The sequence below is a fragment of the Rathayibacter sp. PhB127 genome (assembly GCF_003751665.1).
GTDB lineage: Bacteria > Actinomycetota > Actinomycetes > Actinomycetales > Microbacteriaceae > Rathayibacter > Rathayibacter festucae.
In genome coordinates this window covers 770,319-783,972 of record NZ_RKHW01000001.1, presented here as the reverse complement: position 1 = coordinate 783,972, position 13,654 = coordinate 770,319, and the positions used below count along the sequence as shown (strand labels likewise).

The window sequence follows — 13,654 nt, the reverse complement described above, 5'->3', positions numbered from 1 at the left end:
ACCCGCGAGCCGGAGGCGATTCCACGAGCCGGAGATCACGATGGACTCACCCCGGCGCACACGGAACAGGCTCCGGCGCGACGGAGTGACGTGCTTCCGCGAGCCGGAGGTCGTTCCACGAGCCGAGGGTCGCGTCGGGGGCATTCGGGCACGCGGAAAGCGCTCGGGCACGTCAGAATCGGCCGGAGTGACGAGCCGGGGGCGATTCTGCGAGCCGGAGGTCGCGCGGCCGAGGTTCGGCACGCGGAAACCACTCCGGCACGCCGGAAGTGCGCGATTCCACGAGCCGGGGATCGTTCCGCGAGCCGGACGTGACGGCGTCGGCGCTTCGGCACGCGAGACGAGCTTCGGCTCGTCAGAGGCGCGCAGGACGACGAGTCGGAGGCGATTCCGCGAGCCGGAGGTCGCGCGGCCGAGGTTCGGCACGCGGAAACCCCTTCGGCACGCGGGAAGCAAGCAATTCAACGAGCCGGGGATCGTTCCGCGAGCCGGACGTGACGGCGTCGGCGCTTCGGCACGCGAGACGAGCTTCGGCTCGTCAGAGGCGCGCATGACGACGAGTCGGAGGCGATTCCGCGAGCCGGAGGTCGCGCCGCGGAGATCCGGCACGCGGGAACTGCTCCGAAACGTCGGATGTGCGACATTCCACGAGCCGGAAGTGATTCTGCGAGCCGGAGGTCGCGCCGCCGCGGGCAGCGGAGGCATGCGTCTCGGAGCCGCGCCCGGCGCCTCTACGCTGGAGGGCATGACGGAGGCGGCGACCGAGGCACCGCGCGGCATCCCGGCGCTGTTCGAGCGGATCATGCGGACGAGGCCGGTGCGGGTGATGCTGCACTACTCCGAGAGCGGCGGGCCGCTGTTCGCGTCGGGGCTCGCCTTCCAGGCGCTGTTCGCGATCTTCGCGGCGCTGTTCGTGTTCTTCGCGGTCTTCGGCTTCGTCCTGCGCGACAACGCGGCGCTGCGCGACTCGCTCCTGCAGCTGCTCACCAGCTCGGTGCCCGGGCTGATCGGGGATAAGAACGCGCTGGTGTCCATCGACACGCTGCTCGACTCCACGATCCTCGGCTGGACCGGAGTGATCGCCGCGGCGGGTCTGCTCTGGACGGCGCTCAACTTCCTCGGCAGCCTCCGGCAGGCGGTGCGGATCCTGTTCTCCCTGCCCGGTCCGACCGTCCTGTTCGTCCTGCTCAAGCTCAAGGACGCGGGCCTCGCGCTCGTCTTCGGCGCCGTGCTGATCGTCTCGGCGGCGCTCTCGGTCTTCTCGACCTCGTTCGTCGACGTCGCGTTCGACGTCCTCGGGATCGGCAGCGACTCCACCCTCGGCCGGGTCACCGGCACCGTCGTCGGCCTGCTGATCATGCTCGCGCTCGACACCGCGACGCTCGCCGGCTCGTTCCGGATCCTCAGCGGCATCCCGATCCCGTGGAAGAACCTCTGGGTCGGCGCTCTGATGGGCGGGATCGCGCTCGGCGCGCTCAAAGTCCTCGGAACCCAACTGCTCGGCGGAGCCTCGCGCAACCCGCTGCTCGCCTCCTTCGCCGTCCTGATCGGTCTGCTGATCTGGTTCAACCTGGTCTGCCAGGTGATCCTGATCGTCGCCTCCTGGATCTCGGTCGGCATGAGCGACGCCGGCATCTCGGCGCGCAAGCGCACGCCGGACGAGATCGAGCGCGAGCGCGAGGAGCAGCTGCGCGTCGCCCGCCGCACCCTCGCCGAGGCGGAGCGCGAGCGCCTGCGCGCCGCTCTGCCGGACGCCTCGCTGCTCAAGCGCCGCCGCCTGGAGAAGCAGCTCTCGCGCCTCGAGGACGAGCTGGCCGACGCGGCCGCCTGACGCCGCGACCCACGCTCTCCTCGACGCCGATGCGGCCGCCTGAGCCCTGGCGCGGAACGACGTCTGTCGAACATGTCCGTTTCTGTTGACAACGGACACGAACGGGTCTAAAAAGATGTAAACGCAGATCCGAGGTCGACACCGACATCGCAGACGAGGCGTAGCATCTCGCGAGACGACGGAGTCCACATGTACGCACCGGAGCGGCACCAGGCGATCCTGGACCGCGCCCGCACCGACGGGCGGGTCGAGGTCCGCGACCTCGCGCAGTCCCTCGCGGTCACGCCCGAGACCATCCGCCGGGACCTCACCAGTCTCGAGAAGCGCGGCCTGCTGCGCCGGGCCCACGGCGGCGCGATCCCCGTCGAGCGCCTGGGCATCGAGCCCGAGGTCGCCGCCCGCGAGGGCCACCTCGCCGCGGAGAAGGACCGCATCGCCACCGCCGCGCTGGCCGAGGTCCCCGACGGCGGCTCGATCGCCATCGACGCCGGGACCACCACGGTCCGCCTCGCGGAGCTGCTCCCCCTGGACCGCCGGCTGACGGTCGTCACCCATTCCCTCCCCGTCGCGGTGGCGCTCGTCGGCCGGCCCAACATCGACCTCCACCTGCTCGGCGGGCACCTGCGCGGCGTCACGCAGGCCGCCGTCGGGCCGTGGGTCGCCCAGGTGATCCCCACCGTCTCGGTGGACGTCGCCTTCATCGGCACGAACGGCATCAGCCGGGAGCGGGGGCTCACCACCCCCGACCTCGACGAGGCCGTCGTCAAGACCGCGCTCATCGCCGCCGCGCGCCGGGTCGTCGTCCTCGCCGACCACTCCAAGTTCGGCCGCCAGGACTTCGGGCACGTCGCCCCGCTGTCCGCGATCGACACCGTCATCACCGATCGAGGGGTCGACGACGAGCTCGCCGACGACATCGAATCGGCAGGCCCGGAGGTCGTCCGCGCATGATCGTCACCGTCACCGCCAACCCCAGCATCGACGTCACCCTTTCGACGAGCGGCTTCGCCGTCGGCGAGGTCAACCGCGCCCACGGCGTCCGCCGCGACCCGGCCGGCAAGGGCGTCAACGTCGCCAGGGCCCTCGCCCGCAACGGCGTCGAGGCCACGGCGATCTACCCGGCCGACGCCTCCACCGGCCTCGACCTGCGCACCATGCTCGAGGCGGCCGGAGTCGCCTCCGCCAGCGCCGCGATCGCCGAGCCGATCCGCACCAACATCACCGTCGTCGACGACGCGACCGGCCGGACCACCAAGATCAACGAGCCCGGCCCGGCCGTCACCCCGGAGGAGGCGAAGGCGCTCTCCGACCTGATCTGCGACCACGTCGTCTCCGCCCCGCGCTGGCTCGTCGCCTGCGGCAGCGTCCCGCCCGGACTCGGCGACGACTTCTACCCGGCGCTCGGCCGCCTCGCCACCCACTTCGGCGTCCCCCTCGCCGTCGACACCTCCGGAGCACCGCTGACCGCGATCATCGCGGCCGGCACCGCGACGCTGGTGAAGCCCAACCTCGAGGAGCTCGAGGAGCTCCTCGGCCGCTCCCTCGCGACCGTCGGCGACGTCGTCGACGGAGCCCGCACACTCCTCCGCCTCCCGGACGCGCGAGCGCTCGTGAGCCTCGGAGAGCACGGCGCCCTCCTCGTCACGGCGGACTCGTCGTGGTGGGCGGGCGCACCCCCCGTCGTGCCCCTCAGCACCGTCGGCGCCGGCGACAGCACCCTCGCGGGCTACCTGTCGGCGACCAAGGCCTCGGAGGCGGAGCGTCTGCGGACGGCCGTCGCCTGGGGCACCGCCGCCGTCACCCTCCCGGGCAGTGAAGCCCCGGGTCCCGACTCCCTCCGCCTCGACGACGTCTCCGTCGTCGAGAACCCTGACCCCACCCTCCCGATTGGAGAACTGAGCGCATGACTGCTCTCACCGAGGCGTCGACGGTCATCGTCGACCTCACCGCCGCCACGAAGGACGACGCCACCGCGCAGCTCGCGAAGACGCTCGCCGACGCCGGCCGCGTCACCGACCTCGACGGCTTCCTCGCCGACGTCCGCGACCGCGAGTCGCAGATGGCCACCGGCATGCCCGGCGGCATCGGGATCCCCCACGCCCGCTCCTCGCACGTCGTCTCGCCCAGCGTCGCCGTCGGCATCGCGAAGTCCGGTGTGGACTTCGGCGCCCCCGACGGCCCGGCGGACCTGATCTTCCTCATCGCCGCCCCCGACGGTGCCGACCAGGCCCACCTCAAGATCCTCGCCCAGCTCGCCCGCAAGCTGATCCACGAGTCCTTCACCGGATCCCTCCGCGCCGCCGGCAGCGGCCAGGAAGTCGCGGACATCATCGCCCGAGAGGTCGTCGTCTCGTGAAGATCGTCGCCGTCACCAGCTGCATCGCCGGCATCGCGCACACCTACATGGCGGCCGAGGCCCTCGAGCAGGCCGCCAAGAAGAAGGGCTACCAGATCCAGGTCGAGACCCAGGGCGCGGCCGGCTCCGACCCGATGTCCGACCAGACGATCGCCGACGCCGACGTCGTGATCCTCGCCGCCGACCTCGAGGTCCGCGGCAAGGACCGCTTCGCCGGCAAGCCGACCCTCGAGGTCGGCACCTCGGAGGCGCTCGCCAAGGCCGCGGACGTCATCGACCGCGCCGCCGCGAAGGTCCAGGACGCTCCCGCCGCCGCCTCGACGGGCGCCCCGCGCTTCGTCGCGGTGACGAGCTGCATCGCCGGCATCGCGCACACCTACATGGCGGCCGAGGCGCTGGAGCAGGCCGCCAAGAAGCGCGGCTACCCGATCCACGTCGAGACCCAGGGCGCCGCCGGCTCGGACGAGATGACCGCGGGCGACATCGCCGCCGCGGACGTCGTCATCCTCGCCGCCGACCTCGAGATCCGCGGCAAGGACCGCTTCGCCGGCAAGCCGATCCTCCAGGTCGGCGTCGCCGAGGCGCTGTCGAAGCCGGACGAGGTGCTCGACCGGGCGCTCGCCCTGCGCGGCACCGGCACGGCTCCGTCCGCTCCGGCCGCGGCGCCCGCCGCCCCGAAGAAGGTCGGCGTCGGCACGCGCATCCGCCAGAACCTGATGACCGGCGTCTCGTACATGATCCCGTTCGTCGCGGCGGGCGGTCTGCTGATCGCACTGTCGTTCCTCTTCGGCGGCTACCAGATCGTCAGCTACACGCCGCAGCAGATCATCGACAACGGCTTCAACATCGCCAACATCACCGACTGGGCCGGAGTGATGTTCCTGATCGGCGGCGCGACCTTCGCCTTCCTGGTGCCGGTGCTCTCGGGCTTCATCGCCTTCGGCATCGCGGACCGCCCCGGCATCGCGCCCGGCTTCCTCGGCGGCGCCGTGGCGGTCACCGTCGGCGCCGGCTTCCTCGGCGGCCTCGCGTCCGGCTTCATCGCCGGCTACGCGGCGCTGTACATCTCGCGGATCAAGCTGCCGGCGGCCTTCAAGTCGCTGATGCCGGTCGTCATCATCCCGCTGATCGCGACCTTCATCACGGGCTTCCTGATGTTCGTCGTCCTCGGGGCGCCGCTGCGCGCGCTGAGCGAGGGACTGTCGGCCTGGCTCTCGGGCCTTACCGGCGGCAACCTGATCATCCTGGGGATCATCCTCGGCCTGATGATGGCGTTCGACATGGGCGGCCCGGTCAACAAGGTGGCCTACGCCTTCGCGACCACCGGTCTCGCCTCGGTCCCTGCGGACGGCGACCCGAACTCGGTGCAGTTCAAGGTGATGGCGATCGTGATGGCGGCCGGCATGACGCCGCCGCTGGGTCTGGCCCTCGCGACCTCGCTCCGCAAGCGCCTGTTCACCGACGCCGAGCGCCAGAACGGCAAGGCCGCCTACCTGCTGGGCGCCTCCTTCATCTCGGAGGGAGCGATCCCGTTCGCCGCGGTCGACCCGCTGCGCGTGATCCCCTCCGCCATGATCGGCTCGGCCGTCACCGGCGCGCTCGTCGCGCTCTTCGGCTCCACGCTGCGCGCCCCGCACGGCGGCATCTGGGTGACCGGACTGGTGGGGCAGCCGCTGCTCTACCTGGTCGCGATCCTCGTCGGCATGGTGGTCACGGCGGTCTGCGTGATCATCGCGAAGAGCATCAAGCGCGCTCCGATCGTCGCCGAGGTCCCGGAGCCGGCCACGGCCCGCCCCGTCGCCGTCTGATCCGTACCGACCGACCGTCCTGAGCGGTCCCGCCGGCGGTCCCGACTCCGTGTCGCCCCTCTCCTCCGAGGGGGCGGCGCGGGGCGGGGCCGCCGGCTTCTGCGTGTCCGGGGGTGCGCCGCTGCGCCGCTCCCCCGCGTGCCGCTCCGTGTCGGCGGTCCTCCGTAGACTGCTCCGGTGACTCGAAAGCCGCTCCGCATCGCCTCCGTCAACGTCAACGGCGTCCGCGCCGCCTTCCGCAAGGGCATGGGCGACTGGCTCGCCGCCCGCGACGTCGACATCCTCGCCCTGCAGGAGGTCCGCGCCTCCACCGACGACCTCACGGGGCTGCTCGGCGACGAGTGGGACGTGCTGCACGACGAGGCGACCGCCAAGGGCCGCGCCGGAGTCGCGCTCGCCTCCCGCAAGCGCGCGACGATCCACCGGGTCACGCTCGGCGCCGACGACTTCGACTCCGCGGGCCGCTGGCTCGAGGCCGACTACGAGGTCGGCGACCGCACCGTGACCGTCGTCTCCACCTACGTGCACTCGGGCGGCGTCGGCACGCCGAAGCAGGACGAGAAGATGCGCTTCCTCGACGCGATGATCGAGCGACTCCCCCAGCTGCAGGCGCACAACCCGCTCGCCGTCGTGATGGGCGACCTCAACGTCGGCCACCGCACCCTCGACATCAAGAACTGGAAGGGCAACGTCAAGAAGGCGGGCTTCCTCCCCGAGGAGCGCGCCTACTTCGACCGCTTCGTCGGCGCCGAGGGCGAGGAGGGCTACAACGCCGGAGCCGGGATGGGCTGGGTCGACCTCGGCCGCCGCTTCGCCGGCGAGGTGCCCGGGCCCTACACCTGGTGGTCGCAGCGCGGCCAGGCGTTCGACACCGACACCGGCTGGCGGATCGACTACCAGCTCGCGACTCCGGAGCTCGCCGCCCTGGCCCGCAGCTACGAGATCGACCGCGCCAGCGCGTGGGACACCCGCTGGTCCGACCACGCCCCCGTCGTCGTCGACTACGAGCTCTGACCCCCTTCTCCCCCGGCGCCGACCGCGCCGCCGTCACTCACGAGGCCTCACCATGACCCCCAGCACTCCGGGCGCGAAGCCCGTCATCTTCTCCGGCATGCAGCCCTCCTCCGGCTCGCTGCACCTCGGCAACTACATCGGCGCCCTCAGCCAGTGGGTGGCGATGCAGGACGACTTCGACGCGCACTTCTGCGTCGTCGACCTGCACGCGATCACCGTGCCGCAGGAGCCCGCCGAGCTGCGCGCGCGCACCCGCGCGACCGCCGCGCAGTACATCGCGGCCGGCATCGACCCGGAGCGCTCGACGCTGTTCATCCAGTCGCACGTCCCGGCGCACGCCGAGCTGGCCTGGATCCTGAACACGGTGACCGGCTTCGGCGAGGCCAGCCGGATGACGCAGTTCAAGGACAAGTCGGCGAAGCAGGGCACGGAGGCGGCCTCGGTCGGCCTCTTCACCTACCCGATCCTGATGGCCGCCGACATCCTGCTGTACCAGACCGACGCCGTGCCGGTCGGCGAGGACCAGCGCCAGCACCTCGAGCTGACCCGCGACCTCGCGGGCCGCTTCAACACGCGCTTCGGCGAGACGTTCGCGATCCCTGAGCCGTACATCGCCAAGGAGACGGCGAAGATCTACGACCTGCAGAACCCCGGCGCGAAGATGTCGAAGTCCGCGGAGTCGGACGCGGGCCTCCTGAGCGTGCTCGACGAGCCGAAGGTCACCGCGAAGAAGATCATGCGCGCCGTCACCGACACCGAGTCCGAGGTGCGCTTCGACCGCGCGGCGAAGCCGGGCGTCTCGAACCTGCTCACCGTCTACTCCGTCCTCGCCGGCCGCACGATCGAGTCGCTCGAGCAGGAGTACGCGGGCCGCGGCTACGGCGATCTCAAGAAGGGCCTGGTCGAGGTCGTCGCGGCGACCTTCGATCCGATCCGCGCGCGCACCGCCGAGCTGCTCGAGGACCCGGCCGAACTGGACCGGGTGCTCTCCCGCGCGGCGGACCGCGCCTCGGAGACGGCCGAGCGCACGCTCGCGACCGTGTACGAGCGGGTCGGCTTCCTGCGCCGCAGCCGCTGAGCCCTCGATGATCCGGCTCGCCCTCTTCGACCTCGACGACACGCTCTTCGCGCACGCCCGCGCGGTGCGCGAGGGGATCGTCGCGTACGCGGCCACGCTCGGCGACGCGTACGCGGGCGAGGCGGGCGCGCTGCAGCGGCGCTGGTACGCGCTGGAGGAGGAGCACTACCACCGCTACCTCGCCGGCGAGCTCGACTACGAGGGTCAGCGCCGCGCTCGCGCCGTCGCGTTCGCCGCGGACGCGGGCGTCGAGCTGACGCCGGAGCAGGCGAGCGAGTGGTTCGCCAGCTACCTGGGGCACTACGTCGCCGCGTGGACGCTGCACGACGACGCCCTGCCCGTGCTCGATCGACTCGAGGCGGCGGGCGTCCGGATCGGTGTCATCACCAACGGCGATGTGGACTTCCAGACGATGAAGACGGACGCGATCGGTCTGACGGAGCGGGTCGAGCACCTCGTGGCGTCGGGCGAGGTCGGCGTGACGAAGCCGGACGCGCGGATCTTCCATGTCGCGTGCGAGCGCTTCGGCGTCGCTCCGGCCGACGCGCTGTACGTCGGCGACCGGCTGGGCACCGACGCGATCGGCGCGGCGCGCGCCGGTCTGCGCGGGGTGTGGCTCGACCGGGTCGGCGGGCCGGAGCACGGGCGCGAGCTGCCGGCGGAGGCCGTCGAGCTCGGGGTGCGGCGCATCGGCTCGCTGGACGAACTGCACGTGATCGCGGGGCTGACCGGCTGAGCGGCCGCGGTCCGGCGTCTCGGCACGTGCGGAGCGGTCCGTCGCCCGCCCAGCAGCGTCCATGCTGATCGAGTGGCCCGCGAAGCGGGCGCATCGAGATCCACCTGCGCCGGAAGAGGAGCCTGCAAACCGCCCTTCTGAGAACGGTGGGTCTCGATACGCCCCTCGGGGCTACTCGACCAACATGCGTGGACTCGCTGCACGGTGTCCATGCTGATCGAGTAGCCCGCGCAGCGGGCGTATCGAGATCCACCCGCGTCAGAGGACGAACCTGCAAACCGGCCTTCTGAGGAGGGTGGGTCTCGATACGCCCCTGCGGGGCTACTCGACCAGCATGATGAGAGATCGGCGCACGGTGGGCGTTGACGCGGGTCGGCGGGCCGACGCCTCCGGCTCTACTGCCCGCCGCCGGCCTCTCGGTCCGTCTGGGCGGCGGCGGGCGAGGCCGCAGCGGCACGCTTCCTCCGTCTGTGCCGCCGCTCGAGGGCGAGCGCCGCGATCGCCACGACGAGGAGCACGGCGGAGGTGCACAGCGACACGATCCCGAGCGCGCTCGGTGATGCGATGACCGCAGGGGCGTCGAGGGCGACCCGGACGAGGCCGTACAGACCGAGGACGACGAGGACGACGAGGTCGGAACGGGATCTCACGACAGCCACCGCCGTCCCAGGAGTCGCCTGCTTGCTGCTGCGTTGTTCATACCGGTATGTCTAGCACCGACGCCGACAGGAGGGGCCGGAGGCGCGTGCCGAGCCCCGCCAGTGGCGCACAGCAGCGATCGTCGAGCCGCTCGGCGAGTCACGCTTGACAGACGTGAGCTTCGGTCGATTACCATCCGAGTATGGCTTGCGACCCACGACCGATCCGCCCCGACGGAGACGCGACGCGCTCCCCCGATCCCGGCGACCGCGGCTCACGAACGGCGCTCTCGACTCCGTCCCGTTCCGCCGACGCCGACACGCGAGCGACCGCGGTGGATCGACGCGGAGTCGCCCGGGCCGTCCTCCAGTGGGTGACGGGTGATCGGGTCGACGCTCGACGGGTCGTGCGCCTCGCCGACCGGCGGTGGCGAGGAGCGGTGGAGCCACTGCTCGGGCCGGAGGACGTCCTGCTCCTCCCGGCCGAGAGCGCGACCGACGACCATGCGACCTGCGAGGCCCCGACCTGCGACGGCGTGGCCGTCCTCACCTACCGCGGTGGACTCGACGAGCCGGGAGACGTCGCCTGGTTCGGCGAGCTGCGGGTCCAGACGGAGGACTACGCCTCGATCGCGTTCCTCCCGGTCACCGGTGCGACGACCGCACGGCTCCGCGATGCGCACGGCTGGCAGGCGTATCTGGAGGACGCCGACGCCGCCCGCGCCTCCGGCAGGCTGGTCCCGCAGCTCCTGGGAGCCGCGGTCGCCGTGAGCGGTCTGCCGCTGACGGACGACCCCGCTGCCGGACCCGTCTCCGCCGTCGATGTCGACCAGGACGGGGTCGCGAGGCTCGGTCCGGACGGGCTGGTCCTCGGCGACGCCCGAGACCCCGACGGTCTGGCGGCCGCCCTCGGCCGGACACACCGTCCGCTCGACCGGCTCGCCGTGCTGGGCGGCGATGTCGCCGACGACATCGCGCGCCGCCCCTGGCTGGCGCTGTACCGCGCCGGCCTCGCCTTCGCCGCCGCCGACGACACCGGCCCGGCGTGGTCGGTGGCCGGGCTCGGAACGTCCCTCCGACCGGACGGGGAGGTGGCGACGCTCACGCGCTCCGATCTGATCCTCCTGCACCGGGGCGACAAGCGCGTGCTGGTGGAGCCCCGGACTCTGCGGCGGTTCGCCCTCGCACCCGCCACCGCGGTCGTCGTCGAGCGGCTGCTGAGCGACGGCCCGGACGACGAGACGCGCACGCCGGCCGACGAGGCCTTCGTCGCACGGCTCGTCGAGCGGTTCGAGCACGCGGGCGTCCACCTCCGGAGAGCAGCGTGACGGCCTCGCCGGTCGTCGTGCCCCTGGTCTCTCCGACGACGGCGGCCACGACCGCTGCGGCGGTGAGCGCGTCGGGGACACGCGTCCGCTTCGCCGACGGCGTCGAGGCGATCGACCTCACCAGCGGGCTGTGGAACGTGCCGTTCGGCTACGGCCGGCCGGAGTTCACCGCCGCCATCGCCGCGGCTCTGACCGAGGCCTCCTACCTTTCCCTCTTCCGGCGGAGTCACCCCTGGGCGGAGCGGGCGGCCTCGGCACTGCTCTCGGCCGTCGGCGACTCGCTCCCGGACGCCTCCTTCCGGCGCGTCCTCCTCACCACCTCGGGCGGCAGCGCGAACGACGCGGTCATGAAGCTGCTCCGCCAGCGCGCCGCGCTCCTCAGGCGACCGGAGCGCCGGCTGGTCGTCGGCCTGTCCGGCAGCTACCACGGGCTCACCTACGGCGCCCACGCTCTGAGCGGCGACGAGCTGGGCCAGGACCTCTACGGCGTCGACCGCTCGGGGGTCCGGCACGTGGCGCACGACGACCCGGACGCCCTGGAGTCGCTCCTCCGCCGCGAGGGACGGCGCATCTGCGGCATCGTCGTGGAGCCCGTCCTCGGCTCCGGCGCTCTCCCGCTCTCGGACGCACTCCTCGCGGTGCTCGAGCGCGCGTCCCAGGACGGCGTCCCCGTCGTCGCGGACGAGGTGGCGACCGGCTTCGGCCGCACCGGCCCGTTCCTCGCCTCCTCGCGCTGGCCGTTCGCGCCCGACGCGGTGGTCCTCTCGAAGGCGCTGACGAACGGCACGCTCGCGGCGGCCGCCGTGGTCGTCGGCGAGCGGCTCCTCGCCGAGATCGATGCCGCGGACGCCCCGTTCGTCCATGCGGAGACGCAGGCGGGGACCCCCGCGGTCTGCGCCGCCGTCCTGCAGAGCCTCGCGCTGCTCCCCGAGCTGCTCGGAGCCGACGGCTTCCCGCGCGTGAGCACCGGCCTCGACCGGGCCGTCGCCGCGCTGTCCGCGCATCCGCGGGTGCTCGGATCCTCCGGTGCCGGGTCCTTCCGGGCCCTGCGGATCGAGGGGGTCGCCCACGCCGAGGAGGTCCTCGGCCTGGTGGAGGACATCCGGCGGCGCGGAGCGGTCGTGCATCCCGCGCCGGGCGGGATCCAGTTCCTCCCTGCGGCGGTGTCCAGCGACCACGACCTCGCAGACATCCCGCGCCTCATCAGTGCGGCGCTCGACGCATGAGCGTCCGCAGCACCGATCTGCGGTCCGGTCTGGCGTCGGATGCGGCGATCACCGGCTCCCGGCGGACCCTCTTCGTGCTCGACAGCACGCTCGTCCGGTGCGGAGCCGTCGAGCCCGAGCGACTGCGCGGACCGGTGGTCGTCCTCGACGTCGCGTCCGAGCAGGGTCGTCTGCTCGACGCCGTCGACCGCGACCTCCGCACTGTCCGTCCCGACCGCCTCGTCGGCATCGGCGGCGGCAGGCTGCACGACGTGGCGGCGCTGGCGCGCCTGTTCGCCGTCGACCGCGCCCTCCGATCGCGCCTCGACGGACTGCTGGGCAGGCACGGAGGCCTTCTCGCACCGGACCTCCCCGCGTCGACGGAGGTGCCCCGTCTCGTCCTGGTGCCCACGACGATCGGGCCCGGCAGCGAGACGAGCGCCGCGGCCTGCCGCGAGATCGGCGGCCTCCGCTCCGTCGTGGTCGGCGAAGCGCTCCGGGCCGATGCCGCCGTGCTCGACGCCGAGCTCACGGCGACGCTGACCCGCTCGTCCGTGCTCGAGGGAGCGGCGGAGGCGGCCCTGCGGCTGATCGGCTCGCGGTCCGGGTCGCCCGCCGACCGCTCCGCCGACGATCGGTCGAGGCGACTGCTGGGGTCGCTGGGCGAGGCCGGCGGCCGCGTCGCCGAGAGCGCCGGGCTCGTCCGCCGCGCCGACCGCGCGACGCTCGCTGCGGCGAGCGCCGGCAGTCACGGCGTGCTGCGCTCGGCGACCGCGGATCCTTTCGCGGCGACGCACTGGTACCTCGCGAACGAGGTGAGCAGTCGCGCGGGCCTGCGGAAGGTACCGGCGACGATGCCGCTGCTGCCCGTCCTGTGGAGTCGCGACTCCCCGGAGCGTCGCGCGCGGCGACGGGCGGTCTGGCAGTGGTTCGCCGCTCCCCTCGGGCTCGACGCCGATCCCATCGTCGGCAGCGCCCAGTGGTCCGAGCGGTGGGGCATTCCCGTCCCCGCCGTCGACGACCGCGCCCTCCGCGACGCGGCACTCGCGATCGTCGCCCGCTGGGGCCGCTCGGCGCTGCCCGGCTTGGCGCTCGACGACGCCCTCCGACTCCTGCGCGCGGCGTTCCTGCCGGCGCAGGCCCCTCGACGTCACGAAGGAGGTGAACACATGAACACACAGAACGAACTCGCGTTCCACGAGCTGGAGGCGGCGGTCGCTCCCGACTGGGAGTCGGCGGCGGCGGGCTTCACCACCGGCCTCGCCGTGGCGGCCGTCTTCATCGGAATGCTCACCTGACCAGGAACGAGCATGAGACGACGCACCCCATCAGCCCCTCGGGAAGAGGAGAAGACATGCACCCATCGGCAGACCTGCGATTCGAGGAGATCGAATCGATGGCGGCGCCCGACTCGGACTGGTACATCGCCGCCAAGCTCGGAATCGCCGTCGGGCTCGGGCTCGGCGCCATCGTCCTGACCTAGCGCCCGATGTCCCGATCCCGAGCACACCTCGAAGGAGGTGAGCAATGACGAGAGCAGATCTGTTCGAGGAGATCGAACCCGCGGTCGCCCCGGCCGACGGCTGGCGGGTCGCCGACACGGGACTCAAGATCCTCGTCGCCCTCGGCGGCATCGTCCTGGTCGCGACCTGAGCGATTC

General features: G+C 72.5%; 14 protein-coding genes. 13 read left to right on the top strand and 1 reads right to left on the bottom strand.

The features are described from left to right. Positions 1 to 745: 745 nt before the first annotated feature. The 8 genes from EDF22_RS20710 (at position 746) to EDF22_RS03915 (ending at position 8,823) form a co-directional block, all read left to right on the top strand. Positions 746 to 1,831: a YihY/virulence factor BrkB family protein gene (locus EDF22_RS20710; protein ID WP_185038718.1), complete on the top strand. Its 1,086-nt coding sequence runs from the start codon at positions 746 to 748 to the stop codon at positions 1,829 to 1,831. Between the two features lie 189 nt (positions 1,832 to 2,020). After that, positions 2,021 to 2,782, top strand: coding sequence for a DeoR/GlpR family DNA-binding transcription regulator (locus EDF22_RS03945; protein WP_123445281.1), 762 nt, complete (start codon positions 2,021 to 2,023; stop codon positions 2,780 to 2,782). Further along, a complete protein-coding gene (locus EDF22_RS03940; RefSeq protein WP_123702554.1) occupies positions 2,779 to 3,738 on the top strand; it encodes a 1-phosphofructokinase family hexose kinase in 960 nt (319 codons plus the stop codon). Before EDF22_RS03945 ends, EDF22_RS03940 begins: the two co-directional genes overlap by 4 nt. Further along, on the top strand, positions 3,735 to 4,187 hold the full coding sequence (locus tag EDF22_RS03935) for a PTS sugar transporter subunit IIA (RefSeq protein ID WP_123445279.1): 453 nt from the start codon (positions 3,735 to 3,737) through the stop codon (positions 4,185 to 4,187). The genes EDF22_RS03940 and EDF22_RS03935 overlap by 4 nt, the downstream gene beginning before the upstream one ends. Continuing rightward, the gene (locus tag EDF22_RS03930) at positions 4,184 to 5,995 is read left to right on the top strand and encodes a PTS fructose-like transporter subunit IIB (RefSeq protein WP_123702552.1); all 1,812 of its coding nucleotides are present in this window, start codon (positions 4,184 to 4,186) and stop codon (positions 5,993 to 5,995) included. The genes EDF22_RS03935 and EDF22_RS03930 overlap by 4 nt, the downstream gene beginning before the upstream one ends. 177 nt (positions 5,996 to 6,172) lie before the next feature. Further along, complete coding sequence (locus EDF22_RS03925; RefSeq protein ID WP_123702548.1) at positions 6,173 to 7,009, top strand: exodeoxyribonuclease III; 837 nt, start codon at positions 6,173 to 6,175, stop codon at positions 7,007 to 7,009. A 52-nt stretch (positions 7,010 to 7,061) separates the two neighbouring features. Continuing rightward, positions 7,062 to 8,087, top strand: a complete 1,026-nt coding sequence (gene trpS, locus EDF22_RS03920; RefSeq protein ID WP_123702546.1) for a tryptophan--tRNA ligase — start codon at positions 7,062 to 7,064, stop codon at positions 8,085 to 8,087. 7 nt (positions 8,088 to 8,094) lie between these two features. Next, entirely contained in the window at positions 8,095 to 8,823 is a 729-nt protein-coding gene (locus tag EDF22_RS03915) for an HAD family hydrolase (RefSeq protein ID WP_123702544.1), read from the top strand. Positions 8,824 to 9,218: 395 nt separating this feature from the next. Here EDF22_RS03915 and EDF22_RS03910 read toward each other — a convergent pair whose 3' ends face one another. Then, on the bottom strand, positions 9,219 to 9,473 hold the full coding sequence (locus tag EDF22_RS03910) for a hypothetical protein (RefSeq protein ID WP_148059107.1): 255 nt from the start codon (positions 9,471 to 9,473) through the stop codon (positions 9,219 to 9,221). A 428-nt stretch (positions 9,474 to 9,901) separates the two neighbouring features. On the opposite strand from EDF22_RS03910, the gene EDF22_RS20705 reads away from it, so the two are divergent. The 5 genes from EDF22_RS20705 to EDF22_RS21200 are packed head-to-tail and all read left to right on the top strand — an operon-like array spanning position 9,902 to position 13,647. Next, the gene (locus EDF22_RS20705) at positions 9,902 to 10,789 is read left to right on the top strand and encodes a hypothetical protein (RefSeq protein ID WP_185038716.1); all 888 of its coding nucleotides are present in this window, start codon (positions 9,902 to 9,904) and stop codon (positions 10,787 to 10,789) included. Beyond that, complete coding sequence (mpaD, locus tag EDF22_RS03900; RefSeq protein ID WP_208322992.1) at positions 10,786 to 12,015, top strand: daptide-type RiPP biosynthesis aminotransferase; 1,230 nt, start codon at positions 10,786 to 10,788, stop codon at positions 12,013 to 12,015. The genes EDF22_RS20705 and mpaD overlap by 4 nt, the downstream gene beginning before the upstream one ends. After that, positions 12,012 to 13,292 carry an iron-containing alcohol dehydrogenase gene (locus EDF22_RS03895; RefSeq protein ID WP_123702540.1) on the top strand — a complete coding sequence of 427 codons (1,281 nt, stop codon included), beginning with the start codon at positions 12,012 to 12,014 and terminating at the stop codon, positions 13,290 to 13,292. Before mpaD ends, EDF22_RS03895 begins: the two co-directional genes overlap by 4 nt. 56 nt (positions 13,293 to 13,348) lie before the next feature. After that, positions 13,349 to 13,477 carry a daptide-type RiPP gene (locus EDF22_RS21205; protein WP_260300762.1) on the top strand — a complete coding sequence of 43 codons (129 nt, stop codon included), beginning with the start codon at positions 13,349 to 13,351 and terminating at the stop codon, positions 13,475 to 13,477. A gap of 44 nt (positions 13,478 to 13,521) precedes the next feature. After that, complete coding sequence (locus EDF22_RS21200) at positions 13,522 to 13,647, top strand: hypothetical protein (protein WP_260300761.1); 126 nt, start codon at positions 13,522 to 13,524, stop codon at positions 13,645 to 13,647. The last annotated feature ends 7 nt before the right edge of the window (positions 13,648 to 13,654 follow it).

Bases quoted from the DNA above. Each gene is read 5' to 3' on its own strand.
- EDF22_RS20710 (WP_185038718.1), top strand. From the start codon at position 746: ATGACGGAGGCGGCGACCGAGGCACCGCGCGGCATCCCGGCGCTGTTC.
- EDF22_RS03945 (WP_123445281.1), top strand. From the start codon at position 2,021: ATGTACGCACCGGAGCGGCACCAGGCGATCCTGGACCGCGCCCGCACC.
- EDF22_RS03940 (WP_123702554.1), top strand. From the start codon at position 2,779: ATGATCGTCACCGTCACCGCCAACCCCAGCATCGACGTCACCCTTTCG.
- EDF22_RS03935 (WP_123445279.1), top strand. From the start codon at position 3,735: ATGACTGCTCTCACCGAGGCGTCGACGGTCATCGTCGACCTCACCGCC.
- trpS (WP_123702546.1), top strand. From the start codon at position 7,062: ATGACCCCCAGCACTCCGGGCGCGAAGCCCGTCATCTTCTCCGGCATG.
- EDF22_RS03915 (WP_123702544.1), top strand. From the start codon at position 8,095: ATGATCCGGCTCGCCCTCTTCGACCTCGACGACACGCTCTTCGCGCAC.
- EDF22_RS03895 (WP_123702540.1), top strand. From the start codon at position 12,012: ATGAGCGTCCGCAGCACCGATCTGCGGTCCGGTCTGGCGTCGGATGCG.
- EDF22_RS21205 (WP_260300762.1), top strand. From the start codon at position 13,349: ATGCACCCATCGGCAGACCTGCGATTCGAGGAGATCGAATCGATGGCG.
- EDF22_RS21200 (WP_260300761.1), top strand. From the start codon at position 13,522: ATGACGAGAGCAGATCTGTTCGAGGAGATCGAACCCGCGGTCGCCCCG.